This window comes from Rhodopseudomonas palustris, from assembly GCF_013415845.1.
GTDB classification, from domain to species: Bacteria; Pseudomonadota; Alphaproteobacteria; order Rhizobiales; family Xanthobacteraceae; genus Rhodopseudomonas; species Rhodopseudomonas palustris_F.
In genome coordinates this window covers 3,510,600-3,535,040 of the sequence record NZ_CP058907.1, presented here as the reverse complement: position 1 = coordinate 3,535,040, position 24,441 = coordinate 3,510,600, and the positions used below count along the sequence as shown (strand labels likewise).

General features: G+C 66.1%; 21 protein-coding genes. 18 read left to right on the top strand and 3 right to left on the bottom strand.

From position 1 onward, the window contains the following. Positions 1-54: 54 nt before the first annotated feature. From HZF03_RS16150 to HZF03_RS16135, 4 genes are all read left to right on the top strand, one after another. Positions 55-384 (top strand): hypothetical protein, encoded by a 330-nt coding sequence (locus HZF03_RS16150; protein WP_104512148.1) that lies wholly within the window; start codon positions 55-57, stop codon positions 382-384. 14 nt (positions 385-398) lie between these two features. After that, positions 399-1,184 (top strand): ATP12 family chaperone protein, encoded by a 786-nt coding sequence (locus HZF03_RS16145; RefSeq protein WP_119019164.1) that lies wholly within the window; start codon positions 399-401, stop codon positions 1,182-1,184. 69 nt (positions 1,185-1,253) lie between these two features. Further along, a complete protein-coding gene (gene fliK, locus HZF03_RS16140) occupies positions 1,254-3,047 on the top strand; it encodes a flagellar hook-length control protein FliK (RefSeq protein ID WP_119019165.1) in 1,794 nt (597 codons plus the stop codon). Further along, complete coding sequence (locus HZF03_RS16135; protein ID WP_012496627.1) at positions 3,044-3,319, top strand: EscU/YscU/HrcU family type III secretion system export apparatus switch protein; 276 nt, start codon at positions 3,044-3,046, stop codon at positions 3,317-3,319. The genes fliK and HZF03_RS16135 overlap by 4 nt, the downstream gene beginning before the upstream one ends. 1 nt (position 3,320) lies before the next feature. On the opposite strand, the gene HZF03_RS16130 is transcribed toward HZF03_RS16135, so the two are convergent. Then, complete coding sequence (locus HZF03_RS16130; protein ID WP_119019166.1) at positions 3,321-3,737, bottom strand: DUF4260 domain-containing protein; 417 nt, start codon at positions 3,735-3,737, stop codon at positions 3,321-3,323. A gap of 279 nt (positions 3,738-4,016) precedes the next feature. On the opposite strand from HZF03_RS16130, the gene HZF03_RS16125 reads away from it, so the two are divergent. From HZF03_RS16125 to HZF03_RS16100, 6 genes are all read left to right on the top strand, one after another. Then, on the top strand, positions 4,017-5,549 hold the full coding sequence (locus HZF03_RS16125) for an acyl-CoA carboxylase subunit beta (protein WP_011158748.1): 1,533 nt from the start codon (positions 4,017-4,019) through the stop codon (positions 5,547-5,549). 196 nt (positions 5,550-5,745) lie between these two features. Then, positions 5,746-6,603: an SDR family oxidoreductase gene (locus HZF03_RS16120; protein ID WP_119019167.1), complete on the top strand. Its 858-nt coding sequence runs from the start codon at positions 5,746-5,748 to the stop codon at positions 6,601-6,603. Between the two features lie 728 nt (positions 6,604-7,331). Then, the gene (locus HZF03_RS16115) at positions 7,332-8,171 is read left to right on the top strand and encodes a formate/nitrite transporter family protein (RefSeq protein WP_119019168.1); all 840 of its coding nucleotides are present in this window, start codon (positions 7,332-7,334) and stop codon (positions 8,169-8,171) included. Positions 8,172-8,240: 69 nt separating this feature from the next. Next, positions 8,241-9,974 (top strand): bifunctional protein-serine/threonine kinase/phosphatase, encoded by a 1,734-nt coding sequence (locus HZF03_RS16110; protein ID WP_119019169.1) that lies wholly within the window; start codon positions 8,241-8,243, stop codon positions 9,972-9,974. Positions 9,975-10,061: 87 nt separating this feature from the next. After that, positions 10,062-10,610, top strand: coding sequence for a hypothetical protein (locus tag HZF03_RS16105; protein ID WP_119019170.1), 549 nt, complete (start codon positions 10,062-10,064; stop codon positions 10,608-10,610). Between the two features lie 106 nt (positions 10,611-10,716). Beyond that, positions 10,717-11,526, top strand: coding sequence for a DUF1295 domain-containing protein (locus tag HZF03_RS16100; RefSeq protein WP_119019171.1), 810 nt, complete (start codon positions 10,717-10,719; stop codon positions 11,524-11,526). 64 nt (positions 11,527-11,590) lie between these two features. Here the strand turns inward: HZF03_RS16100 and HZF03_RS16095 are convergent, their stop codons facing one another. Together HZF03_RS16095 and HZF03_RS16090 are read right to left on the bottom strand one after the other, a co-directional pair. Beyond that, the gene (locus tag HZF03_RS16095) at positions 11,591-11,878 is read right to left on the bottom strand and encodes a GCG_CRPN prefix-to-repeats domain-containing protein (protein ID WP_119019172.1); all 288 of its coding nucleotides are present in this window, start codon (positions 11,876-11,878) and stop codon (positions 11,591-11,593) included. A gap of 227 nt (positions 11,879-12,105) precedes the next feature. Continuing rightward, complete coding sequence (locus HZF03_RS16090) at positions 12,106-12,507, bottom strand: hypothetical protein (RefSeq protein WP_119019173.1); 402 nt, start codon at positions 12,505-12,507, stop codon at positions 12,106-12,108. A gap of 328 nt (positions 12,508-12,835) precedes the next feature. On the opposite strand from HZF03_RS16090, the gene HZF03_RS16085 reads away from it, so the two are divergent. The 8 genes from HZF03_RS16085 to HZF03_RS16050 all read left to right on the top strand — a co-directional run bounded on the left by HZF03_RS16085 (position 12,836) and on the right by HZF03_RS16050 (position 24,365). After that, a complete protein-coding gene (locus tag HZF03_RS16085; protein ID WP_119019174.1) occupies positions 12,836-16,321 on the top strand; it encodes an indolepyruvate ferredoxin oxidoreductase family protein in 3,486 nt (1,161 codons plus the stop codon). Between the two features lie 252 nt (positions 16,322-16,573). After that, complete coding sequence (locus HZF03_RS16080) at positions 16,574-17,722, top strand: thiolase domain-containing protein (protein WP_011158739.1); 1,149 nt, start codon at positions 16,574-16,576, stop codon at positions 17,720-17,722. Continuing rightward, the gene (locus tag HZF03_RS16075) at positions 17,722-18,114 is read left to right on the top strand and encodes a Zn-ribbon domain-containing OB-fold protein (RefSeq protein WP_119019175.1); all 393 of its coding nucleotides are present in this window, start codon (positions 17,722-17,724) and stop codon (positions 18,112-18,114) included. The genes HZF03_RS16080 and HZF03_RS16075 overlap by 1 nt, the downstream gene beginning before the upstream one ends. Before the next feature lie 186 nt (positions 18,115-18,300). After that, a complete protein-coding gene (locus HZF03_RS16070; protein WP_119019176.1) occupies positions 18,301-19,161 on the top strand; it encodes a MaoC family dehydratase in 861 nt (286 codons plus the stop codon). Positions 19,162-19,306: 145 nt separating this feature from the next. Further along, positions 19,307-20,185: an SDR family oxidoreductase gene (locus tag HZF03_RS16065; protein ID WP_119019177.1), complete on the top strand. Its 879-nt coding sequence runs from the start codon at positions 19,307-19,309 to the stop codon at positions 20,183-20,185. A 102-nt stretch (positions 20,186-20,287) separates the two neighbouring features. Next, positions 20,288-21,241, top strand: a complete 954-nt coding sequence (locus HZF03_RS16060; RefSeq protein WP_119019178.1) for a dihydrodipicolinate synthase family protein — start codon at positions 20,288-20,290, stop codon at positions 21,239-21,241. Positions 21,242-21,245: 4 nt separating this feature from the next. Beyond that, the gene (locus HZF03_RS16055; protein ID WP_119019179.1) at positions 21,246-22,037 is read left to right on the top strand and encodes an NUDIX hydrolase; all 792 of its coding nucleotides are present in this window, start codon (positions 21,246-21,248) and stop codon (positions 22,035-22,037) included. Between the two features lie 153 nt (positions 22,038-22,190). Beyond that, complete coding sequence (locus tag HZF03_RS16050) at positions 22,191-24,365, top strand: PQQ-dependent dehydrogenase, methanol/ethanol family (protein WP_119019180.1); 2,175 nt, start codon at positions 22,191-22,193, stop codon at positions 24,363-24,365. The last annotated feature ends 76 nt before the right edge of the window (positions 24,366-24,441 follow it).

Genomic DNA, 24,441 nt, shown 5'->3' with positions numbered 1-24,441 from the left:
CTTGCGGCGGCGCGCGGCGATGCCGACATCAGAACGATGACAGGTCTTCGCTCCATGCTGGCCGCGCTGCTGATATCAGCGCTCGCCGGCCCCGCCGCCGCACAGGTGGTGCTGCCGGGCGCGATGCCCTCGGCGATTCCGCCGATGGCCCCGCCGCCGTCGGCGCCGCCGCCGGTGATCACCGTGCCGAAGGTGCCGCAACTTGCTGCTCCGCCGCCGCTCACCCACGAGCGGATCCAGCCGGCGCCGGATCTGCCGAAGGCGCAGCTGCAGCAGCGCGGTCATTTCGGCGACCGCATCTCGCGCTGCCTCGACGAAGGCGCAGCGATGGGGCTCAACGCCAGCGAGCGCGCCGCGTATTCGCGCGCCTGTGCCAATCAGTAGGTCGAGAAACCAGCATGCGTGATCTGTTCGACGAGGTGGCGGGCAAGTCGCCGCTCGATCCCAACGAAGCGGTGCGGCGCACCAGCCGCGCGCAACTGCCGAAGCGGTTCTACACCGAGGCCAGCGTTGCCGAGGAGGGCGGCGGCTTCGTGGTGCGGCTCGACGGCCGCTCGGTCAAGACGCCGTCGCGCCACGCGCTGGCGGCGCCGGATCGGACGCTCGCCGAAACGATTGCCGCCGAATGGCAGGCACAGGGCGAAACCATCGATCCGTCGACGATGCCGTTGACGCGGCTCGCCAACAGCGTGATCGACGGCGTTGCCGGCCGAACGGAAGCTGTGACCGACGACATCGCCAAGTACTTCGGCTCGGATCTGCTGTTCTATCGCGCCGAGCACCCCGAGGAACTGATCGCGCGTGAAGCCGCGCATTGGGACCCGGTGCTGTTCTGGGCCAAGGACGCGCTCGGTGCGCATTTCATCCTGTCGCAGGGAATCGTCCATGTCGGCCAGCCGGAGACCGCGCTCGCCGCGACGCGCGCGGCGCTGCCGGGGGATCCTTGGCTGCTCGGCGCACTGCATGTCGTCACCACCGTCACCGGCTCGGCGCTGCTGGCGCTGGCGCTGGCGAATGGCCGGCTGGATGCCGATCAGGTGTGGGCGGCGGCGCATGTCGACGAGGATTGGAACATCGAGCAGTGGGGCCTCGACGAGGAGGTCGCCGCGCGCCGCGCCGCCAAGCAGGCGGAATTCGCCGCCGCAGCCCAGGTGATTGCGGCGCTGGGTTCCCGGAGAAGTTAACGACGGGTTTACGCCCCTCGCTTAGTCTGGTCGGATCGCATTCAGCGCAGCCGCCCGCAAAGGACAGCGATGGCGATTTCGGTCAATCCGAACCTTCCCCTCGTCGCGCTGCAAGGCGTGACCGCGGACGTTCTGCTGCAGCCCGGGGCGGTGCTGCAGGCCAAGGTGCTGTCGGTCGGCGATAACAACCAAGTTCGAATCGCAATCGGCGGCCAGACCGTCGAAGCCACCACGCAGGTGCCGTTGCAGGCCGGGCAGACGCTGCAGGTGTCGGTGTCGCAGACCGATGCCGGGGTGCGGCTCGCGATCGTCAATCAGCCGGTCACTACCACGACCGCGCAGGCGGCGCTGGCCGCCTCCGGCGCGGCGGTCGACCGCGTCACGCTCGGGCCGCAGGCCATCGTGCTGACCTCGGCGCAGGCGGCGCCGAGCATCGTACCGGCCGCAACGCCGACGCTGACGCCGCAACAGGCGGCCGCGGTGGCGACCGCCGCGGCAACGGCGGTGACGCAGCAGACCGGGCTGTCGGCGCTTTTTGCCAATCTCGGCGCGGTGGCGAATTCGAGCGGGCTGCCGGTGGCGGTACGCGAGGCAGCAGCCCAGGTGCTGGCGCAGCAACTGCCGACTGCGAATGGCCTGACCGGCGCCGACATCCAGAAGGCGTTTCAGAGTTCCGGGATCTTTCTCGAAGCCGCGCTGGCGAGCGGGACCGCCAGCACCGGAGTCGGTACCGACCTGAAGGCGGCGCTGCTGGTGCTGCGCCAGGTGCTCTCCACCGCGCTCGGGGCCGCGACGGCGCAGGCCGGCAGTGCCACGACGACGCCGGTACTGCAGAACGGGCAGGGCACCTCGCTGCTGGCGCTCACCGCTCAGCTCGCGGCCGAGGCCAATCTGCTCGGGGCCACCACTTCGACCGCCGCCGCGATGACCGCGAATGGCACAACCACCTCGCTGCCGTTGACCGCGTCGCCGACGCTGGCGGCGTCTGCCACCGCTGCGGGCGCGGCCGCAACCTCCAGCGCATCCACCTCCGAGCAATCGCTGGTGCAGAACGTCATCGCCCAGCTCACCGGCACCGCGACCTCGGCGACGGCGCAGGCCCAGACCGCGGCGACCAGTACCGCCGCGACGCTGAGCGCGTTGCAGCAGGCGCTGCAGGCCGATCCGCAGACCGCGGCGGTGCTGGCCAAGGCCGGGCTCAGCAATCCGGTGCTGCTGTCGCTGCTGCCGGCGCTGACCGGTAACCGGATCGGCAAGGACGACAGCGGCATCGCCCGCACCAATACGCCGCCGCCGCCGTTTCCCGGCGCGCTGCCGGCCGCCCAGCCGGTGATGCCGGCCAATCTGACGCCGCACGCGCCGGTCGATGCCAATTTGCGCCGGATTCTGACCGAAACCGAAGGCGCGCTGGCGCGGCAGACGCTGCTGCAGGTCGCCTCGCTGCCGGACCGCACCGACGCTGCGCCGGCGCGGGTCGATGCCGCCCAGCCGCGCTGGGCGTTCGAGATTCCGCTCGCCACCCCGCAGGGAACCGCCGTGGCGCAGTTCGAGATTTCGCGCGACCGCGACGAAGCCGCTCAGGCCGCCGGCGCGTCCGGGACGGTGTGGCAGGCGCGGTTTTCGCTCGATGTCGAGCCGGCCGGGCCGGTGCACGCCCTGATCTCGCTGCGCGGCGAGAAGACCTCGGTGCGGCTGTGGGCGGAGCGCCCCGCCACCACCGCGCTGCTCCGCGCCGGCGCCGCCGACCTCGGCCGCGCGCTGGCTCGCGCCGATCTGGTCTCCGGCGACATCGTGGTGCGCGACGGCGCGCCGCCCGCGCCACGCCCGGCAGTGGCCGGCCATTTCCTGGACCGCGCGCTGTGACCACAACAGACACCAAGAATCCGCTCGCGATCGCCCTGCACTACGACTACGCCGGTGCCCCGCGCGTGGTCGCCAAGGGCAAGGGCGTGCTCGGCGCCAAGATCATCGAAGTCGCCAAACAGCACGACATCCCAATCGAAGAGAACGAGATGCTCGCCGGCGCGCTGTCGCACGTCGAGCTCGGCGACGAAATCCCCGAGGAGCTGTACAAGGCGGTGGCCGAAGTCCTTGCCTTCGTGCTGCGGCTGTCGGGGCGCGGCCCGGTGCGCTGACTCAGTAACGGCCGGCCGGCGCCTTGCCGATCGGGCCGAGATGGGTGACGCGGAAGCCGGTCTTGTATTTCAGGCCATACCCGAGCGCCCGGTCGAAGCCGATATGGGCGAGCCAGATCATCGCCACCGTGCCGGCATAGGGCACCACCAGCACGATCCCGGCGATCGCCAGCAGCAGCGGCCCGATGGTCGAATGCAGCGCGTTGTACACCACCGCGCCCACTTTGGGCCCCGCCAGATAGCCGATAAAGCTTAAATCCGGCGCGAAAAACAGCAGCGCGTACAGCTCCCAGGGCGCGTCCGAGATCACGTAGAACAGCGTGCAGCCGGCGAACAGCGCCAGCCCCTCGGCCCGCAACACGGTGAGGATGCCGCCGCTGGCCACGGACGGATCGGCGGAGGGCAGGGCGGCGGTCATCGGTCGGCTCCACGGGGCGGCCCCGCGATATAGGTGGGTTCGGGGCAGGGCGCCATCGCGGTTCCGCATCGGGCCGATGCAGATTTAACGGCGGTGGCCGGCTGCCGATGCCCGATCAGCTGTGGATCGTCGGACAGCTCGCCGAAAGGGCTAGGCCGGAGCGGAGCAAGGCGGTTTCCCCCTGCGAAACGCCCATGCTAGAAGGCCTTGATTGTTGCGGTGAAACAAGGGCAAAAGCTCCGCACGCCCAACCAAGAAAAGAAATTCGGCTTATTCATCATGAAGCACATCCTGGAAGCACTGGACGAACGGCGGACGGCAGCCAAGCTCGGCGGCGGCGAAAAGCGCATCAATGCGCAGCACGCCCGCGGCCGGCTCACCGCACGCGAACGGATCGACCTGCTGCTCGACAAGCATTCGTTCGAGGAGATGGACATGTTCGTCCAGCACCGCTCGACCGAATTCGGGATGGCGAAGACCAAGATCCCCGGCGACGGCGTCGTCACCGGCTGGGGCACGGTCAACGGCCGCAAGGTGTTCGTGTTCGCCAAGGACTTCACCGTGTTCGGCGGCTCGCTGTCCGAGACCCACGCGGCGAAGATCACCAAGATCCAGGACATGGCGCTGAAGGCGCGGGCCCCGATCATCGGGCTGTACGACGCCGGCGGCGCCCGCATCCAGGAGGGCGTCGCGGCGCTCGCCGGTTACTCCTACGTGTTCCGCCGCGTGGTGCAGGCCTCCGGCGTGATCCCGCAGATCAGCGTCATCATGGGCCCGTGCGCCGGCGGCGACGTCTATGCGCCGGCGATGACCGACTTCATCTTCATGGTGAAGAACACCAGCTACATGTTCGTCACCGGCCCCGACGTGGTGAAGACGGTGACCAACGAAGTCGTCACCCCGGAAGAACTGGGCGGCGCGTCGGTGCACGCCACCAAGTCGTCGATCGCCGACGGCGCGTTCGAGAACGACGTCGAGACCCTGCTGCAGATGCGCCGGCTGCTCGACTTCCTGCCGGCGAACTCTTCCGAAGGCGTGCCGGAATGGCCGAGCTTCGACGATATCGAGCGTGAGGACTTCTCGCTCGACACGTTGATCCCCGACAATCCGAACAAGCCCTACGACATGAAGGAGCTGATCCTCAAAGTCGTGGACGAGGGCGACTTCTTCGAGCTGCAGGACACCTTCGCCAAGAACATCATCACCGGCTTCGGCCGCATCGCCGGCCGCACCGTGGGCTTCGTCGCCAACCAGCCGATGGTGCTCGCTGGCGTGCTCGACTCTGACGCCTCGCGGAAAGCTGCGCGGTTCGTGCGGTTCTGCGACAGCTTCAACATTCCGATCGTCACCTTCGTCGACGTGCCGGGCTTCCTGCCGGGCACCGCGCAGGAATATGGCGGCCTGATCAAGCACGGCGCCAAGCTGCTGTTCGCGTTCTCGCAGTGCACCGTGCCGCTGGTCACCGTGATCACCCGCAAGGCCTATGGCGGCGCGTTCGACGTCATGGCGTCGAAGGAAATCGGCGCCGACATCAACTACGCCTGGCCGTCGGCGCAGATCGCGGTGATGGGCGCCAAGGGCGCGGTCGAGATCATCTTCCGTCAGGACATGCACGATCCGGAGAAGATCGCGGCGCGGACCAAGGAATACGAGGACCGCTTCCTGTCGCCGTTCATCGCCGCCGAGCGCGGCTATATCGACGACGTGATCCTGCCGCACGCCACCCGCCGCCGCATCGCCCGCGCACTGGCGATGCTGCGCGACAAGAAGATGGAAATCCCGCAGAAGAAACACGACAACATGCCGCTGTAACGGCATCGGCTCGTTTGGTTGAACAGGGCGGTGATCGCGACACGATCACCGCCCTTCGTGTTTTTGAGCTGACGCGAAGCTCTCGGTTTGGCTGATTTGGTGGCCCAACCAGGACCCGGACTCACAAGGACGCAGCCATCGGCTCAGATGTCGGGTATCCGTGCGCATCGACAGGCCTAGATGAGATGATGTCCGGATGAGAATTCTGATTTTTGGCTTGGGCTATTCGTCCAGCTACATCGCGCAGCATTTGCAGGGCGCCGGGATCGAGGTCACTGCAACCGTCAGAACAAGCGCCAAGGCCGAAGAGTTGGGGCGGCGCGGGATCACTGCACGGGTGTTTTCATCCTCTTATGTCGATCCACTCATCGCTGATGATATCAAGTCGAGTGACGCCATTCTGTCGTCGATCCCTCCGAATGAAGCCGGCGATCCGGTTCTCGCGTCCTTCCTCGGCTCGATCACCAGTGATTCCAGGCCGCGGTGGATCGGCTATCTTTCGACGATCGGTGTGTACGGTGACCACCTCGGCAATTGGGTCGACGAAACAACGCCTGCGAAGTCGGAAAAACCCCGCTCGCAGCTCCGGATCGCCGCCGAGCAGGGCTGGCTGGCGTTGGGAGCGCAAGTTTTTCGTCTATCAGGGATCTACGGCCCGGGCCGAAACCAACTGGAGAAGCTCGCAGCCGGAACGGCGACACGTATCGTCAAGCCCGGACAAGTCTTCAATCGAATTCACGTCGCCGATATCGCCACAGTGGTCGCCGCGTCACTGTCGAGACCGCGGCCCGGCGCCATTTACAATGTGACCGACAACGAGCCGGCACCGCCGCAGCAGGTCGTCGAATTCGCCGCTGAACTCTGCGGACGAACACCGCCTCCTGAAGTTGCTTTCGATGACGCCGAGCTTTCCCCTATGGCGCGCAGCTTCTATCTGGAGAATTGCCGGGTCCGCAACGATCTGATCCGCACGGAGTTGGGAGTTGCCTTAGCCTATCCATCCTATCGGGAAGGACTCTCGGCCTTGCGAGCGCTCGGCGAGGGGCCAGCCTAGCGATGCGGAGAGCTTTGATAGCGGGGCCCAGCGCCCACACCTGTGCGGTTGGAGTCTCGTCCTGGAGCTGAATTCGGGGCTGCGCAGCCCCATAGGCGGTCAAGCAAGCGTAGCCTGGATGAGCGAAGCGACATCCAGGTTTGGCGCTCCCGCATGTTGCTGCGCTCATGCGGGATACCGATTCAAACTACGCTTCTCAAAATGTGCGAGCCACGACCTCATGATGAGGAGGCGCGAAGCGCCATCTCGAACCGTGCGCGGCAGGTTCATAGGTGGCCTCATCCTTCGAGACGCCCGGCTCGCCGGGCTCCTCAGGATGAGGACCAAGTACCCTTTGGAAGGGCCAAGTCTGCGTCGGTCAGTCAAGAAGGGCCGCAGCGGGCAGATGGGGAGGGTGCCTTAAATGCGAGCTATACGCAGGCCTGTTGCGCAGAGTCTGGGCATCGGCGTCGCCCGGCGGCAGGGCCGGAGCAGCGTTATCTGAGGAATCTGTCGGGGAAATACGCGTGGCGCGCGCCGTCAAGCGCTGGCACGGCGATTGCTTAGTAAGTTCCGGTCAACGACGACCGCCGTCCGAGAATTGCCAAGCCGGTGTCCGGCAGACAGCAATGGGACAGCTCTCCCGCCGATGGAGAGCCGCGGTGTCGTCGAGGCTCCGCCCCCTTGTTGCTTCCTCCGCTTGTGCGTTCCGACGCGGCCTTTTCAGCAGCAAACGGAGCACGGAGCAGATGTCCTACCTCGCGCCTTCTGAATTCGTCACCAAGATGGTCGACGCTGGCGAGTCCAAGATCTTCATGTCCACCCGCGACACGGTGATCCGCGCCTATATGGCCGGCGCCATTCTGGCGCTCGCCGCGTGGTTCGCGGTCACGATCAACGTCAACACCGGCCAGCCGCTGATCGGCGCACTGCTATTCCCGGTCGGCTTCACCATGCTGTATCTGCTCGGCTTTGATCTGCTCACCGGCGTATTCGTGCTGTCGCCGCTGGCGTGGCTCGACAAGCGTCCCGGCGTCACGATCGGCGGCGTGCTGCGCAATTGGGGCCTGGTGTTCATCGGCAACTTCGCCGGCGCGCTGACGGTGGCGTTCCTGATGGCGTTCGTCACCACCTTCGGCTTTACGCAAGATCCCGACAAGGTCGGCACGGTGATCGGCAATATCGGCGAGGGGCGGACGCTCGGCTATGCGGCGCATGGCGCGGCCGGCATGGCGACGCTGTTCTTCCGCGGCATGCTGTGCAACTGGATGGTCTCGACCGGCGTGGTGATGGCGATGATCTCGACCACGGTGCCGGGCAAGGTGCTGGCGATGTGGATGCCGATCCTGGTGTTCTTCTACATGGTGTTCGAACACTCGGTGGTGAACATGTTCCTGTTTCCGTCGGGCCTGATGCTGCACGCCAAGTTCTCGATCCTCGACTATCTGGTCTGGAACGAGATCCCGACCGTGCTCGGCAATCTGGTCGGCGGGCTCGCCTTCACCGGGCTGACGCTCTACACCACCCACGTCCGCACCGCGGCGAAGCGCCGGATCGAAGCCGTTCCGGCGCCGCGCGTCGCGGCGTAAGCTGATCGCCTCCGGGAGCTTCGCTCGGTCCGGGTGAAGCTCCCGTTTTCTTGGGTCGCAGCAGGGCGCATGGCGCAGCAGCTCACAGTCTCGATCGGGCAGGCGTCGTCGCCGGGGCGCAAGCCCGTCAATCAGGATTTCTATGGCGCGCTGATCCCGGCTGAGCCGCTGCTGACCACCAAGGGCATCGCGCTCGCGCTCGCCGACGGCATCTCGTCGAGCGACGTCAGCCAGGTCGCGAGCGAGTCTGCGGTCAAGAGCTTTCTCACGGATTACTACTGCACGTCGGAAGCCTGGTCGGTGAAGTCGTCGGCGCAGCGGGTGATCGCTGCGACCAACTCATGGCTGCATGCCGAAACCCGGCGCAGCGATTATCGCTACGATCGCGACAAGGGCTATGTCTGCACCTTGAGCGCGGTGGTGCTCAAAGGCGCGGCAGCGCATCTGTTTCACATCGGCGACAGCCGGATCTACCGGCTGGCGGGCGCGTCGCTGGAGCAGCTCACCGAGGATCACCGCGTTCGACTCTCTGCTGAGCAGAGCTATCTGGGCCGTGCGCTCGGCGTCAATCCGCAGGTCGAGATCGACTATCTGGCGGTGCCGGTCGTCCCCGGCGACCTGTTCGTGCTGGCGACCGACGGCGTGTATGAGCATGTCACGCAGCGCTTCGTCGTGCAGATCTTGCGCGAACATGCCGACGATCTCGACGCCGCGGCGCGGGCGATCATCGGCGAGGCGTTCAACAACGGCAGCGACGACAATCTCACCGTGCAGCTGGTGCGGCTCGAGACCGTGCCGGATGTGGACACGATCGATCTGTTCGGCCGGGCGGCCGAGTTGCCGCTGCCGCCGCTGCTGGAGCCGCGCGCCGAGTTCGACGGCTATCGTATCCTTCGCGAACTGCACGGCTCGAGCCGCAGCCACATCTATCTCGCCAGCGATCTCGCCACCGAAGAGCTGGTGGCGCTGAAGATCCCCTCGGCCGATCTGCGCGACGATCCGGACTATCGCAAGCGTTTCATGCTGGAGGAATGGGCGGCGCGGCGGATCGACAGTCCGCACGTGCTGAAGCCATGCGCGGTGCAGCGGCCCCGCCGCTATCTTTACGTCGCCTTCGAGTACATCGAAGGCCAGACGCTGGCGCAATGGATGATCGACCATCCGCGCGCGGAGCTTGAAACCGTCCGCGGCCTGATCGAGCAGATTGCCAGGGGGCTCTACGCGTTCCACCGCAAGGAAATGGTGCATCAGGATCTGCGCCCGGCCAACGTGCTGATCGACCGCAGCGGCACGGTGAAGATCATCGACTTCGGCTCGGTGCGGGTCGCCGGCGTCGCCGAGCTGGGACCGGCGGGTGGCGACGAGCTGCTCGGCACGGTGCAATACATGGCGCCGGAATATTTCGCCGGCCAGGGCGGCTCGGCGCTGTCGGATCAGTTCTCGCTCGGGGTGATCGCCTATCAGATGCTGACCGGCCGGCTGCCCTATGGCGCCGAGCTGGCGCGCGCCAATCAGGCGCTGAAATCCCGCAAGCTGTGCTACAGCCCGGCCGCCGACCACAATGCCAAGGTGCCGGTCTGGGTCGACCGCGCGCTGCAACGCGCCGTCAGCCTCGATCCGGCCAAGCGCTATCCGGCGCTGTCGGAGTTCGTCCAAGACCTCCGGCATCCGCGGGCCGACTATCTCGACGCTCGGCCGCAGCCGCTCGCTGCGCGCAATCCGCTATTGTTCTGGCAGTTGTTGTCGGCGCTGCTGGCCTTGATCGTCGTGGCGCTGCTGGCCCGGCTGCACGGCAGCATCTGAGCGATCGCGCCGCGTCTGGAGCGATATTGAACAGGCTGCGGTTCTCGGGCAAGCTTCGCCGCCTTCAATCATCCGGGCTCATTGTTCATGCTCCGCATTGCCGTTCTGTGCCTGATCGCGACGGTTGCCGCCGCCAGCGCCGCGCGCGCCGCCGACACTGAGAAGCTGCTGCTGTCATCCCCCAAGGGCTTCAAGGTGGCGGCCGAAGCCAGCAACGCCAAGGAAAGCACGACCGTGCTGGTGCCCGGCAGCGAGACCATCGCCAGTGCAAGCACGCGGATCACGGCGCAGACGCTGTTCAAGCAGACCGACCAATCGCCCGAGGCGTTTCGCGAGGCGAGCCAGAAGAAGACCGCAGCGGAATGCCCCGGCGCGCGGTTCGAGCAGCTGCGGCATGGCAATGAAAACCTGTATCCGATGGTGATGTGGAGCGAGAGTTGCCCGCAGGCCAAGGAGGCTGGCAAGCCGGCGCTGACCTGGTGGAAGGCGGTGCAGGGCCGCGAGAACTTCTATGCGCTGCAGATGACCGCGGCCGCCGAACCGGATGCCAAGCAGCGCAAGCTATGGACTCGGTTCTTCGAGGTGACGCGGGTCTGCGACAGCCGCGTTCCCGGCCAGCGCTGTACGACCAAATAACCGGGCGGGCGGCCGGCCGATCGGGTGCGGCTTTGATGCCGGACATGGCGGGGTCATCATCGGCGGCCTATAAGGTCGTCACCGGGGCAAGGACGCGTGCATCGACATGACTGTACCGTGGCATCTCGTTGCGCTGGCTTTCGCCGTCTGCCTCGTCGTTGCGGCACCCGGGTTCCGGCGCGTCTATTACTTCGTCAGCCTGTGCTATGCGGGCGCGATCGCGGCGCAGAGCCTGGTGTTCGCGCTGCTATTCGCCACCACCATCTCCGGCTGGGTGATGCTGCAGCTGTTGCTGCTGCTGGTGTACGGCGTGCGGCTCGGCGCGTTCCTGGCGGTGCGCGAGCGCAATCCCGCTTATGCGGCCGAGCTCGCCCGCGCCGAGCGCCGCACTGCCGAGCTGAAGCTGTGGCATCAAATCGCGATCTGGCTCGGCGTCAGCCTGCTGTTCACGCTGTTGTTCCTGCCCGCGCTGCTGACGCTGTCGCTGCAGGCGCAGGGCGTGTGGCCGGTGTCGACGCCGCTCGGCGTGATGATCATGGCGGTGGGGCTCTGGGTCGAAAGCCTCGCCGATTGGCAGAAGTATCGCTACAAGGCCGAGCACCCGGCGCATTATTGCGACACTGGGCTGTATCGCGTGGTGCGTTGCCCGAACTATCTCGGCGAGATGGTGTTCTGGTTCGGCGTGTGGTTCTCGGGCCTGTCGGCCTATGGCTCCGGCGCGGCCTGGGCGCTGTCGCTACTCGGGATGCTGTACATTCTGGCGCTGATGACGGCCGCATCCGCGGGGCTCGAGCGCAAGCAGGACGAACGCTACGGCGATCAGCCGGACTATCAGGAGTACGTTCGGACCGTGCCGATCCTGTTTCCGTGGGTGCCGCTCTACACCTTGCGCAAGCTGCTGATCCGGTTTCGCTGAACTTGGCGGGACGCACAAAAAAGCCCCGCGCGAGCGGGGCTTTTCGTGAGCGATGCGAGGCCGATCAGAACCGGCGGAAGCAGCGGCCGTGACGCCAGGCGTAGCCGGGAGGGCAGGCGCGGGGCGCGACGACGCGCGGCGGCACCACGACCGGACGGCCATAGCCGGGACGCGCATACATCGGACGGCAGCGGCCCATCGGACCACGCGCCCAACCCGGACCGCAACCCTGCGCGACCTGGATCACGTCGCCGGCCGCGGGCGAGCCCAGCGGCGCCAGCGGCAACGCATTGGCTGCACCGGCTCCCACCAGCGTCGCGGCGAACAAGGCTGCGGCAAAGATCTTCTTCATTTGTCGGTTCTTCCCTTCACTGGCCGATCAGCGGCTCTGTGACCCTCGCGGCCGCTTCGATCCGAAGGCAGCCCGCGTTTTATTCGTCCCCAGATTTCGTTTAGCCGATTCGGTCTGAACACGGCATGAATGCAGCCGCACCCGTCTGCACGCTGCCGGACACAGCGATGCGGCGAACGACTTGCGCCGTCGCCGCATCTGCTCACGGTGAAGTTGCGAGCGAGCTGTTAGTTGGCGTTGCCGCTGCTGGGGGCCGCGCGGGGAGCTGGGGCTGCGCCGGTGGTCACGCCGTTCTGCGCGTTCGGATCGGCGCCGCGAGGCGTCACGTCGCGAACGCCGGGCGGCACCGGCGGCGCGTTGTGCGCATCGGTCTGGCCTGGGGGCGGTGGTGAGGTCTGGGTCGCGACCGAGGGATTGTTCGGATCGGTCGACGGTCCGCTCATGCCATAGAACACGGCGGCGAACACCAGCACGATTGCGACGGCGAACAGCGCGAGCCGGCCGGACGTCACCGGGCCTTCGCGCATCTCCGGATCGGCCTGCAGCTGCGCATCGAGCTGCGACGGCGTGCGGGGATCGTCGGGCGCCGTGTCGCGCCGGTAGGGATCGTCAGGATTGCGTTGCGCCATGGAGTCCTCCTTTCGGCTTCCTCCACCAATCCATCGCCTAACCTTCCGTTCCCGCGCCGCCCTTGGTTCCCCGGCCGAATCACGATCACCACCGATGGAACGTGTTGCGGTGCACCGGACATGATCGTTCGCCGAGCCGCGACGTGGCGGCACTTCATGCAAGCGGGATGCGGCTTTTGAGACATCAAAATGCGAACAGGCGGAATGCCTTGAACGCGCGGCTTTTTGTGGTGCGCGAGGCGGAAAAACCAGCTTAGACTGTTTCGAAACAGAGACCGCTTCAGCGGCCGAATGGCCCTTGCGGTCCAATGCCTTTCGCGAGGGCCGGATGGGAATCGACCAGGGACCGATCAGTCTCGATCAGAAATACACGCAGCACTCAGGACACGTCTTCCTCACCGGCATCCAGGCGCTGGTGCGGCTGCCGATGGCGCAGGTCCGCCGCGACCGCGCGGCCGGCCTCAACACCGCCGGCTTCGTCACCGGCTATCGCGGCTCGCCGCTCGGCGGCTACGATCAGCAGCTCGTCGCCGCGCGCCATCACCTCGAACAGTACAACGTCAAATTCCAGCCGGGCGTCAACGAAGATCTCGCCGCCACCGCGATCTGGGGCACGCAGCAGCTCAATCTGTCGCCCGGCGCCAAGTACGACGGCATCACCGGCATCTGGTACGGCAAGGGTCCGGGCGTCGATCGCTGCGGCGACGTGTTTCGCCATGCCAACGCCGCGGGCTCGGCCAAGCACGGCGGCGTGCTGTGCCTCGCCGGCGACGATCACGGCGCCAAGTCGTCGACCGTGCCGCATCAGTCCGACCACGCCTTCATCGCAGCGTTGATGCCGTATCTGTATCCGTCGTCGATCCACGAGATGATCGAGATGGGGCTATTGGGCATCGCGATGTCGCGCTACTCCGGCTGCTGGGTCGGCATGAAGGTGATCACCGAGACGGTGGAGACCACCGCGGAGATCAATCTTGCCGACGAGATGAAGCCGTTCGTGATTCCGACCGACTTCGAGATGCCGCCGGGCGGACTCAATCTGCGCTGGCCGGATGATCGTTACGATCAGGACCGCCGGCTGCAGGACTACAAGGGCTTCGCCGCGATCGCGTTCGCCCGCGCCAACAAGGTCAACCGCATCACCATGGATTCGCCGAACGCGCGGTTCGGCATCATGGCGTCAGGCAAGAGCTACGAGGACGTGCGCCAGGCACTGCGCGAGCTCGGCGTCGACGAGCAGGTCGCCGCCCGGATCGGCCTGCGGCTGTACAAGATCGGCATGCCGTGGCCGCTGGAGCCCGAAGGCGTGCAGGAATTCGCGCGCGGGCTCGAAGAGATCTTCGTCGTCGAAGAGCGCCGCGAGATCGTCGAGAACCAGGTCAAGCAGCTGTTGTTCGGGATGCGCGAGCGGCCGCGCGTGATCGGCAAGATGGACGACCGCAACCATCGCTTCCTGCCGTTCGCCGAGGAGCTCAGCGTCGCCAAGGTCGCCACCTCGATGGTCGACCGGCTACTGGCGATGGAGATCGATCCGACGATCGCCGAGATGCTGCGCGCCAAGGCCGACTGGTTCCACGGCCGCGACGCCTCGCAGGTCCAGGCGGTGGTGCCGATCGCGCGCACGCCGTATTTCTGCTCGGGCTGTCCGCACAACACCTCGACCAAGGTGCCGGAAGGCAGCCGCGCGCTCGGCGGCATCGGCTGTCACTTCATGTCGCTGTGGATGGATCGCTCGACCGAGACCTTCACCCACATGGGCGGCGAGGGCGTGCCGTGGACCGGCATCGCGCCGTTCACCGACGAGAAGCACATCTTCGCCAATCTCGGCGACGGCACCTACTTTCATTCCGGCAGCCTCGCGATCCGGCAGTCGATCGCCTCGAAGGCCAACATCACCTACAAGATCCTCTACAACGACGCGGTCGCGATGACCGGCGGTCAGCGTCACGACGGCGATCTGTCGCCGCAGCAGATCACCTACCAGCTGCATTCCGAAGGCATCCGCGAGATCTATCTGGTCTCCGAAAACCCCGAGGCCTATCCGGCCGACACCATCGCGCCGGGCGTGCATCTGCGCCACCGGGACGAGCTCGATGCGGTGATGAAGGAATGCCGCGAGATCAAGGGTGCGTCCGCGATCGTGTTCGTGCAGACCTGCGCGGCCGAGAAGCGTCGGCGCCGCAAGCGCGGCCTGATGGAAGATCCGGCGCGCCGGGTGATGATCAACGCCGCGGTGTGCGAAGGCTGCGGCGATTGCTCGGTGCAGTCGAACTGCATCTCGGTCGAGCCGCTGGAGACCGAGCTGGGCCGTAAGCGCGCCATCAACCAGTCGACCTGCAACAAGGACTATTCCTGCCTGAAGGGCTTCTGCCCGTCCTTCATCACCATCGACGGCGGCAAGCTGCGTAAGCGCGCGGCGGTTGATCTCGGCGATCTCGGTTCGTTGCCGGAGCCGGCGACAAGGCCGGGGCTGGATAAGCCGTACAACGTCGCGGTCGGCGGCGTCGGCGGCACCGGCGTGCTGACGATCGGCGCGCTGCTCGGCATGGCGGCGCATATCGAAGGCAAGGCGTCGATGATCCTCGACATGTCGGGCCTGGCGCAGAAGGGCGGCGCGGTGCTCAGCCACGTCCGGCTGTCGGACAAGCCGGAGGATGTCACCTGTTCTCGGATCGTCACCGGCACCGCCGACGTGCTGATCGTCGCCGACGAGGTGATGGCGATCTCCAAGGAGACGCTGTCGCTGTGCGAAGCCGGCCGCACCCATGGCGTCGTCAACACCCATCTGATCCCGATCGCCGACTTCATCCGCAACCGCGACTTCGATTTCCAGACCCGCAAGGTCAACAGCGTGCTCGAAGCGGCGCTGCGCAAGGATTCGGCGTTCCTCGATTTCACCAAGGCGGCCGAGACGCTGCTCGGCGACTCGATCGCCACCAACATGATGATGATGGGTTTTGCCTATCAGCAGGGTCTGCTGCCGCTGTCGGCGACTGCGATCGAGCAGGCGATCGAACTCAACGGCGTGTCGATCAAGATGAACACCCAGGCGTTCCGGCTCGGCCGGCTCGCCGCCGCCGATCCGGCACGGCTGGCCTCGCTGCTGCACGGCGCCGATCATGCCACCGTAGGCAAGACCCAGGGCGAAATGTCGCTCGACGAGATCATCGCGCATCGCAGCGCGCTGCTCACCTCGTATCAGGGCAAGCGGCTTGCCAAGCGCTACGCCGATTTGGTCGCCAAGGTGCGCAGCGCTGCGGAGGCCGGCGGCTACGGCGAGGCGCTGCCACGTGCGGTGGCGCTGAACTACGCCAAGCTGCTCGCCTATAAGGACGAGTACGAAGTGGCGCGGCTGCTGACCGAGCCGGGCTTCGAGCAGCAGATCCGTGACCAGTTCGAAGGCGACTACAAGATCAGCTTCAACCTCGCGCCGCCGATCCTGCCCGGCATCGATCTCACCGGCCGGCCGAAGAAGCGGCAGTTCGGCGAGGCGATGCGGCCGGTGTTCCGGACGATGGCGAAATTCAGCTTCCTGCGTGGCACGCCGCTCGATCCGTTCGGCTATCACCCCGAGCGCAAGCTGGAGCGGAAACTGATCGCCGACTACGAGGCGGATGTCGCCAGCGTGCTGCAGCATCTGTCGCCGGCGACGATCGACACCGCGGTGGAGCTGCTCGCGATGCCGGACCGGATTCGCGGCTACGGCCCGATCAAGCAGAAGTCGGTAGACGACACCGCGCCGCGGTTCGCTGAACTCCGCGCCAATCTGCGCGATCCGCAACCCGCTCCGCCACGGCAGATGGCGGCGGAGTAGGTCGTTCACAGTTTATCCGCGTCATTGCGAGGAGCGCAGCGACGAAGCAATCCAGGAGCCCAGTTCATGGAGCCCCTGGATTGCTTCGCTTCGCTCGCAATGACGGAGAGCTCTTTCCCTCTGGCTCACTGTGCCGACGCGGCCTCAAGACATTCCGCGACGTGGTAATTGTCCTCGCGCGCGAACACGCTTGCCAAGGTCGCTTGGAGCGGTCACAAAAACCGTCCGACCAAACGCCAGCGGAGAACTGCGTTGACAATAAGAGGCAAGGCTTACATTGCCGGCATCTACGAACATCCCACGCGCCACGCGCCCGATAAATCCATCGCCCAGCTCCACGCCGAAGTCGCCAAAGGGGCGCTCGACGACGCCGGCCTGACCAAGGCCGACATCGACGGCTACTTCTGCGCCGGCGACGCGCCCGGCGGCGTGATGGCGATGGTCGATTATCTCGGCCTCAAGGTTCGCCATTTCGATTCGACCGACACCGGCGGCTGCTCCTATCTGGTGCATCTCGGCCATGCCGCGGAAGCGATCGCCGCCGGCCGCTGCTCGGTCGCGCTGATCACGCTGGCCGGCAAGCCGCGGACCGGCGCGCTGCCGCCGCGCCCGGTCGGCGCCGAAGGTGACTTCGAACTGGCCTATGGCGCCACCACGCACAACGTCTATGCGATGTGCGCCGCGCGTCACATGCACCAGTACGGCACCACGTCCGAGCAGCTCGCCTGGATCAAAGTCGCGGCCTCGCATCATGCGCAGTACAACGAGCACGCGATGCTCCGCGACGTCGTCACCGTCGAGGACGTGCTGAACTCGCCGCTGATCGCCGATCCGCTGCACCGGATGGATTGCTGCGTCGTCACCGACGGCGGCGGTGCGCTGATCGTCACCACCGAGGAGATCGCACGCAGCCTGAAGAAGCCGCTGGTGCGGATGATCGGCGCCGGCGAAGCGATCAAGGGGCCGCGCGGTGGCCACAACCTCGATCTGACCTATTCGGCCGGCGTGTGGTCCGCGCCGCCGGCGTTCGAGATGGCCGGCGTCACGCCGAAGGACATCAAGTACGCCTCGATCTACGACAGCTTCACCATCACGGTGCTGATGCAGCTCGAAGATCTCGGCTTCTGCGAAAAGGGGCAGGGCGGCAAGTTCGTCGCCGACGGCAACCTGATCTCGGGCGTCGGCAAGCTGCCGTTCAACACCGATGGCGGCGGTTTGTGCAGCAACCACCCGGTCAATCGCGGCGGCATGACCAAGCTGCTCGAAGCCGTGCGTCAGCTCCGCGGTGAGGCGCATCCCAAGGTGCAGGTGCCGAACTGCGACCTCGCGATCGCTCATGGCACCGGCGGCATGCTCGGCATCCGCCACGCCGCCTCGACCTGCATTCTGGAGCGCGTGTGATGAACAGCCCCGTGAAATATCCCGCGCCTCAGGGCAACGCCGAAACCAAGCCGTTCTGGGATGCGGCGACTGAAGGCAAGCTGCTGATCAAGCGGTGCACCGCTTGCGGCGAAGCGCATTACTTCCCGCGCGCGCTGTGCCCGTTCTGCTTCTCCGACCAGACGGTGTGGGAAGAGAGCAAGGGTGAGGGCGAGATCTACAGCTACAGCCTGATGCGCAAGTCGCCGACAGGTCCCTATGCGATCGGCTACGTCACGCTGAAGGAAGGCCCGTCGGTTCTGACCAATTTCGTCGACTGCGATTTCGGCCAGCTGAAGATCGGCACCAAGGTCAAGGTGGTGTTCAAGCCGACCGACGGCGGCGCGCCGCTGCCGTTCTTTACGGTGGCCTGATTACTTCCCTCTCCCCTTGTGGGAGAGGGGGCCTGTGTGCAGCACCGGCGGGTGAGGGGGGCGAAGCGCGCGATGCCGCTTCCCCTCACCGGACTGCAATCGGTGCGACGTCAGTGCAGCCCTCTCCCACAACGGGAGAGGGCGCCGTCGCAAGCGCAACACCAATAACAACAAGGGAAGAAGCCGATGTCGGCCCGCTACGACGAACTAATGGCCCTGAAGACGACCGGGCAGCAATACAGCTACACCGACCGCGATGTGATGCTGTACGCCTATGGCATCGGCATGGGTGCCGATCCGATGGACGAGAACGAGCTCGCCTTCGTCAACGAGGCAACCTACACCGAGCGCCCGTTGAAGGTGGTGCCGACCTTCGCTTCGGTCGCGGCGTGGGGCGCGGGTCCTGGTGAGATGAATCTCAACCGGCTGCTGGTGGTCGACGGCGAGCGCGACATCACCTTTCACAAGCCGATGCCGGTGGCGGCGAACATCACCGCGGATTCCAGCGTCGTCGAGGTGTACGACAAGGGCAAGGATAAGGGCGTGGTGATCCGTCACCAGACGATCCTGCGCGACGAGGCCGGTGAGGCGCTGGCGACGCTGCTGGCGTCGCGTTTTGCCCGCGGCGATGGCGGCTTCGGCGGCCCGGCGCTGGAGCAGCCAGAGCCGCACAAGATGCCGGATCGTGCTCCGGATCGCAGCGTCGACATCTCGACCCGGCCGGATCAGGCGTTGATCTATCGCCTCTGCGGCGACCGCAATCCGCTGCATTCCGATCCCGAGTTCGCGCAGAAGGCCGGCTTCCCACGCCCGATCCTGCACGGCATGTGCACCTACGGCCTGACCTGCCGCGGTGTGCTGCAGACCTATGCCGATTACGACGCCTCGGCCTTCAGGCAGCATGCAGTGCGGTTCTCCTCGCCGGTGTATCCGGGCGAGACCGTCACCATGGACATGTGGAAGGACGGCAACGTGATCTCGTTCGAAGCGCGGGTGAAGGCGCGCAACGTCACGGTGATCAAGAGCGGCCGGACGGTGCTGGGCTGAGTGGAAAAGGACGCTATTTCGAATGATGCGTCATGCCCGGACTTGATCCGGCATCCATCACTTCAAACAAGATGGATTGCCGGGTCGAGCCCGGCAATGACGACAACAGACGCGGTCAGCGCGCAGGTAACAACGGGAGGACGCGATGGGATTGCTCGATGGCAAGGTGGCGTTGATCACCGGGGCGGGCGGCGGGCTCGGTGAGGCCTATGCCAAGCTGTTCGCGCGCGAAGGCGCAGCGGTGGTGGTCAACGATCTCGGCGGACCGCGTGACGGTTCGGGCTCCGACGCTGGCATGGCGCAGCAGGTGGTCGACTCCATCAAGGCCGCGGGCGGCCGCGCCGTCGCCAACACCGCCGACATCTCGACGATGGCGGGCGGGCAATCGGTGTTCGACGATGCGATCAAGCATTTCGGCCGCGCCGACATCCTGGTCAACAACGCCGGCATCCTGCTCGACCAGACCTTCGCCAAGGCCTCGGAGGCGAGCTGGGACAAGGTGATGAAGGTGCACCTCAAGGGCACGTTCTGCGTCACCCAGCCGGTGTTCAAATGGATGAAGGACAATGGCGGCGGCGTCATCGTCAACACCTCGTCGACCTCCGGTCTGCTCGGCAATTTCGGCCAAAGCAATTACGGCGCGGCGAAGGGCGGCATCTGGGGCCTGTCCAACGTGCTGGCGATCGAGGGCCGCAAATACAACATCCGGATCTGGACGCTGGCGCCCGGCGCGCTGACCCGGATGACCGAAGACCTGCCGCGCTATCGCGAAAATCCGGGCGCGGCGCTGACGCCGGAGGGCATCGCCCCGGCCGTTCTGTACATGGTCTCCAGCCTGTCCGGCGATCAGACCGGCAAGGTGCTCGGCGTCTCCGGCCCGCGCGGGGTGCGCGAGATGAAGCTCATGGAAATGGACGGCTGGAAGCCGCCGCACAACGGTTGGTCGGCGGAGGACATTGTGAGCCACGCCGGCGAGATTTTCTTTTCGGAAGAGGCTATCAAGGCGGCCGGGCGCCCGCGCTGAACGGGCGCCGTGCGGCGCCGCCGAGGGAACACCCGGCGGCGACAGCCGGTGCCGGGCAGCCCGACCTGCCGGCACCGGTGAAACCATCGAAAGGCCTACTTGATGAAGCTCACCCCGGAAGCCGCAGGCACCTTCGCCATCGCGCCGACCCCGTTCTACGATGACGGCAAGATCGACGACGTCTCGATCGACCGTCTGACCGATTTCTACGCGGAGGTCGGCTGCGAGGGCGTCACCGTGCTCGGCATCCTCGGTGAGGCGCCGAAGCTCGATGCCGCCGAGGCCGAGGCGGTGGCGACCCGCTTCATCAAGCGCGCCAAGTCGATGCAGGTGATCGTCGGCGTCTCGGCGCCGGGCTTCGCCGCGATGCGCCGGTTGGCACGGCTGTCGATGGATGCGGGCGCCGCAGGCGTGATGATCGCGCCGCCGCCGTCGCTGCGCACCGACGAGCAGATCACCACCTATTTCCGCCAGGCCACCGAGGCGATCGGCGACGATGTGCCGTGGGTTCTGCAGGACTATCCGTTGACCCTGTCGGTGGTGATGACCCCGAAGGTGATCCGGCAGATCGTGATGGACAGCGCGTCCTGCGTGATGCTGAAGCACGAAGACTGGCCGGGGCTCGAGAAGATCACCACGCTGCGCGGCTTCCAGAAGGACGGATCGCTGCGGCCGCTGTCGATCCTGTGCGGCAATGGCGGGCTGTTCCTGGACTTCGAGATGGAGCGCGGCGCCGACGGCGCCATGACCGGCTACTGCTTCCCGGACATGCTGGTGGACGTCGTCAAGCTGTCGAAGGCTGGCCAGCGCGATCTCGCGCACAATCTGTTCGACGCGCATCTGCCGCTGATCCGCTACGAGCATCAGCAGGGCGTCGGCCTGTCGGTCCGAAAATACGTGCTGAAGAAGCGTGGGCTGCTGTCGTCGAGCGCGCAGCGCAAGCCGGGCGCGAGCCTGACCGACACGGCACGCGAAGAGGTCGATTATCTGTTGTCGCGGCTGGCGCGGGTCGACAAACGCGCCGACTTCGAGCCGCGCACCAAAGCAGCGGAGTAACACCATGACCACTGAAGCTGCCGCGCGTCCCGCATCGACCATCGTGCTGCTGCGCCAGGCCGCGGCCGGCTTCGACGTGTTCATGATGGTCCGGAATTATCAGGTCGAGTTCGCCTCCGGGGCCTTGGTGTTCCCCGGCGGCAGCGTCGATGCCGGCGATCGCGATATCGTCGCCCGGCCGGAGCTGTATGCCGGCGTCAATGCCTCGGTCGGCCCGGCGCTGGAATTCCGGATCGCTGCGATCCGCGAGACATTCGAGGAAAGCGGCATTTTGCTGGCGCGGCCGCGCGGCGGCGACGCGCTGGTCGCCGCCAGCCGCGCCGCCGAGATCGAGGCCGCACATCGCAAGGCGCTGTGCGACGGCAACATCGCGTTTGCGCAGATCCTCGCCGACAATGAGTTGGTGCTGGCGCTGGATCTGCTGGTGCCTTACGCGCACTGGATCACGCCGGAGAAATTGCCGAAGCGGTTCGACACCTGGTTCTTCCTCGCCGAGGCGCCGCCCGAACAGCTCGGTATGCACGACGGCTGGGAGACCACCGATTCGATCTGGCTGTCGCCGCGCGAGGCGCTGGACGGTGGCGACAGCGGCCGGTTCACGCTGCCGTTTCCGACCACGCGCAATCTGATCCGGCTCAGCCAGCAGCCGAGCGTCGCCGCAGCGCTCGATCACGCACGTGCACAGAGCATCGTGACCGTGCTGCCGATCATGAGCAAGGACGGCGACAAGCGTTTGCTGCGGATTCCGGCCGAAGCCGGTTACGACGGCGAGCTGTTCGAATTCTCAGGCGCGTAGTTCGCAGTCGCGGCATTGCAATGCAGCGCGTGGTGCATTGCATTGCAAGATAATAACTGCATCTGCATCTCGTCCGCATTCTGGTTGACGCTCTCCCGACTGCGCGCAACACTTCCGCTCGGCCCGGCAAGAGGCCGTGTAGGGAGCGAATGCATGAGGAAGCCTGCTGACGCGGTGCGGACTGCGATCCGACCTGTCCAACAACCCGCGATACGATTAGTTGCGAGGCGGCTCGGCGCTGCGGCGCTGATGGCTGCGCTGCTGTCGCCGGCGGTCGCCGCCGCGCAAGACTCCAAGGGCTCCGCCGCGCATATCCGCGCGGTGACAGGCGCGGTCGATAGCGCCGCGATCGTCGCCAACGCCAAGACCACCAAGGATTGGCCGAGTTACGGCCTCGACTACGCCGAGACCCGGTTCAGCAAGCTCGACCAGATCAACACCGACAACGTCAAGCAGCTCGGCCTGCAGTGGAGCTACAGCCTCGGCTCCGAACGCGGCGTCGAAGCGACGCCGGTGGTGGTCGACGGCATCATGTACGTCACCGCGTCATGGAGCGTCGTGCACGCGATCGACACCCGCACCGGCAAGAAGCTGTGGACGTTCGATCCCAAAGTCGATCACTCGAAGGGCTATCGCGGCTGCTGCGACGTCGTGAACCGCGGCGTCGCGCTGTACAAGGGCAAGGTGTTCGTCGGCGCCTACGACGGCCGGCTGATCGCGCTCGATGCCGCGACCGGCAGCAAGGCTTGGGAGATCGACACGCTGATCGACCACGAGCACTCCTACACCATCACCGGCGCGCCGCGGGTGTTCAACGGCAAGGTGGTGATCGGCAACGGCGGCGCCGAATACGGCGCGCGCGGCTACGTCACCGCCTATGATGCCGAGACCGGCAAGCAGGCATGGCGCTGGTTCACGGTGCCGGGCGATCCGAGCAAGCCGTTCGAAGACGAGTCGATGGAGAAGGCCGCCAAGACCTGGGATCCGGCCGGCAAATGGTGGCTCAATGGCGGTGGCGGCACCGCGTGGGACACCATCACCTTCGATCCCGACCTCAATCTGATCTATGTCGGCACTGGCAACGGCTCGCCGTGGAATCGGCATCTGCGCAGCCCGGCGGGCGGCGACAATCTGTATCTGGCCTCGATCGTGGCGCTGAATGCCGACACCGGCAAATACGTCTGGCACTATCAGGAGACACCCGGCGACAACTGGGACTACACCTCGACCCAGCCGATGATCCTCGCGGACATCGCGATCGACGGCAAGCCGCGCAAGGTGATCCTGCACGCGCCGAAGAACGGCTTCTTCTTCGTGATCGACCGCACCGACGGGAAGTTCATCTCGGCGAAGAACTTCGTCGATGTGAATTGGGCGACTGGCTACGATGCCAATGGCCGGCCGATCGAAGTGCCCGAAGCGCGGTCGGCGGACAAATCGTTCGACGCGATCCCGGGGCCGTATGGTGCGCACAACTGGCACCCGATGTCGTTCAACCCGCAGACCGGTCTGGTGTATCTGCCAGCGCAGGGTGTGCCGGTCAATCTCACCGGCGAGAAGGCGTTGACCCAGAACAAGATGGAGCCGTTCAAGTTCGGTTCGACCACCGGCTGGAACGTCGGCTTCACGCTGAACGCGGTGCCGCCGAAGAACCTGCCGTTCGGGCGCCTCGTGGCATGGGACCCGGTGCAGCAGAAGGAAGCCTGGCGCGCCGAATACGTCTCGCCGTGGAATGGCGGCACGCTGACCACCGCCGGCAACCTCGTGTTCCAGGGCACGGCTGACGGCCGCTTCGTCGCCTACAATGCCAAGACCGGCGAGAAGCTGTGGGAGAGCCCGCTCGGCACCGGCGCAGTGGCGGCGCCTGCGACCTATATGGTCGACGGCGTGCAGTACGTCTCGATCGCGGTCGGCTGGGGCGGGGTGTTCGGCATCAGCGCCCGCGCCACCGAGACCGAGGCACCGGGGACGGTGTACACCTTCGCGGTCGGCGGCAAGGCCAAGATGCCGGAATTCGCCAAGTATCAGATGGGCAACCTGCTCACCGGCATCGAATACGATCCGAAAGACGTGGCGGAGGGGACCGCGATCTACGTCGCGGCCTGTGCCACCTGCCACGGCGTGCCCGGGGTCGACCGCGGCGGCAACGTCAAGAACCTCGGCTACTCCACCACCGACCGGATCGCCCACCTGAAGGACATCGTGTTCAAGGGGCCGTTCCGCGACAAGGGGATGCCAGACTTCACCGGCAAGCTGACCGAGGCCGACGTGGTCAAGATCCAGGCCTTCATCCAAGGCACCGCGGACGCGATCCGGCCGAAGAAATAGCGGCCGACGACCTGCCGCCGCCCGGCTCATCCCGGGCGGCGCTCGCTTCCATCACAAGCTGAAGGCCCCGGCAGCC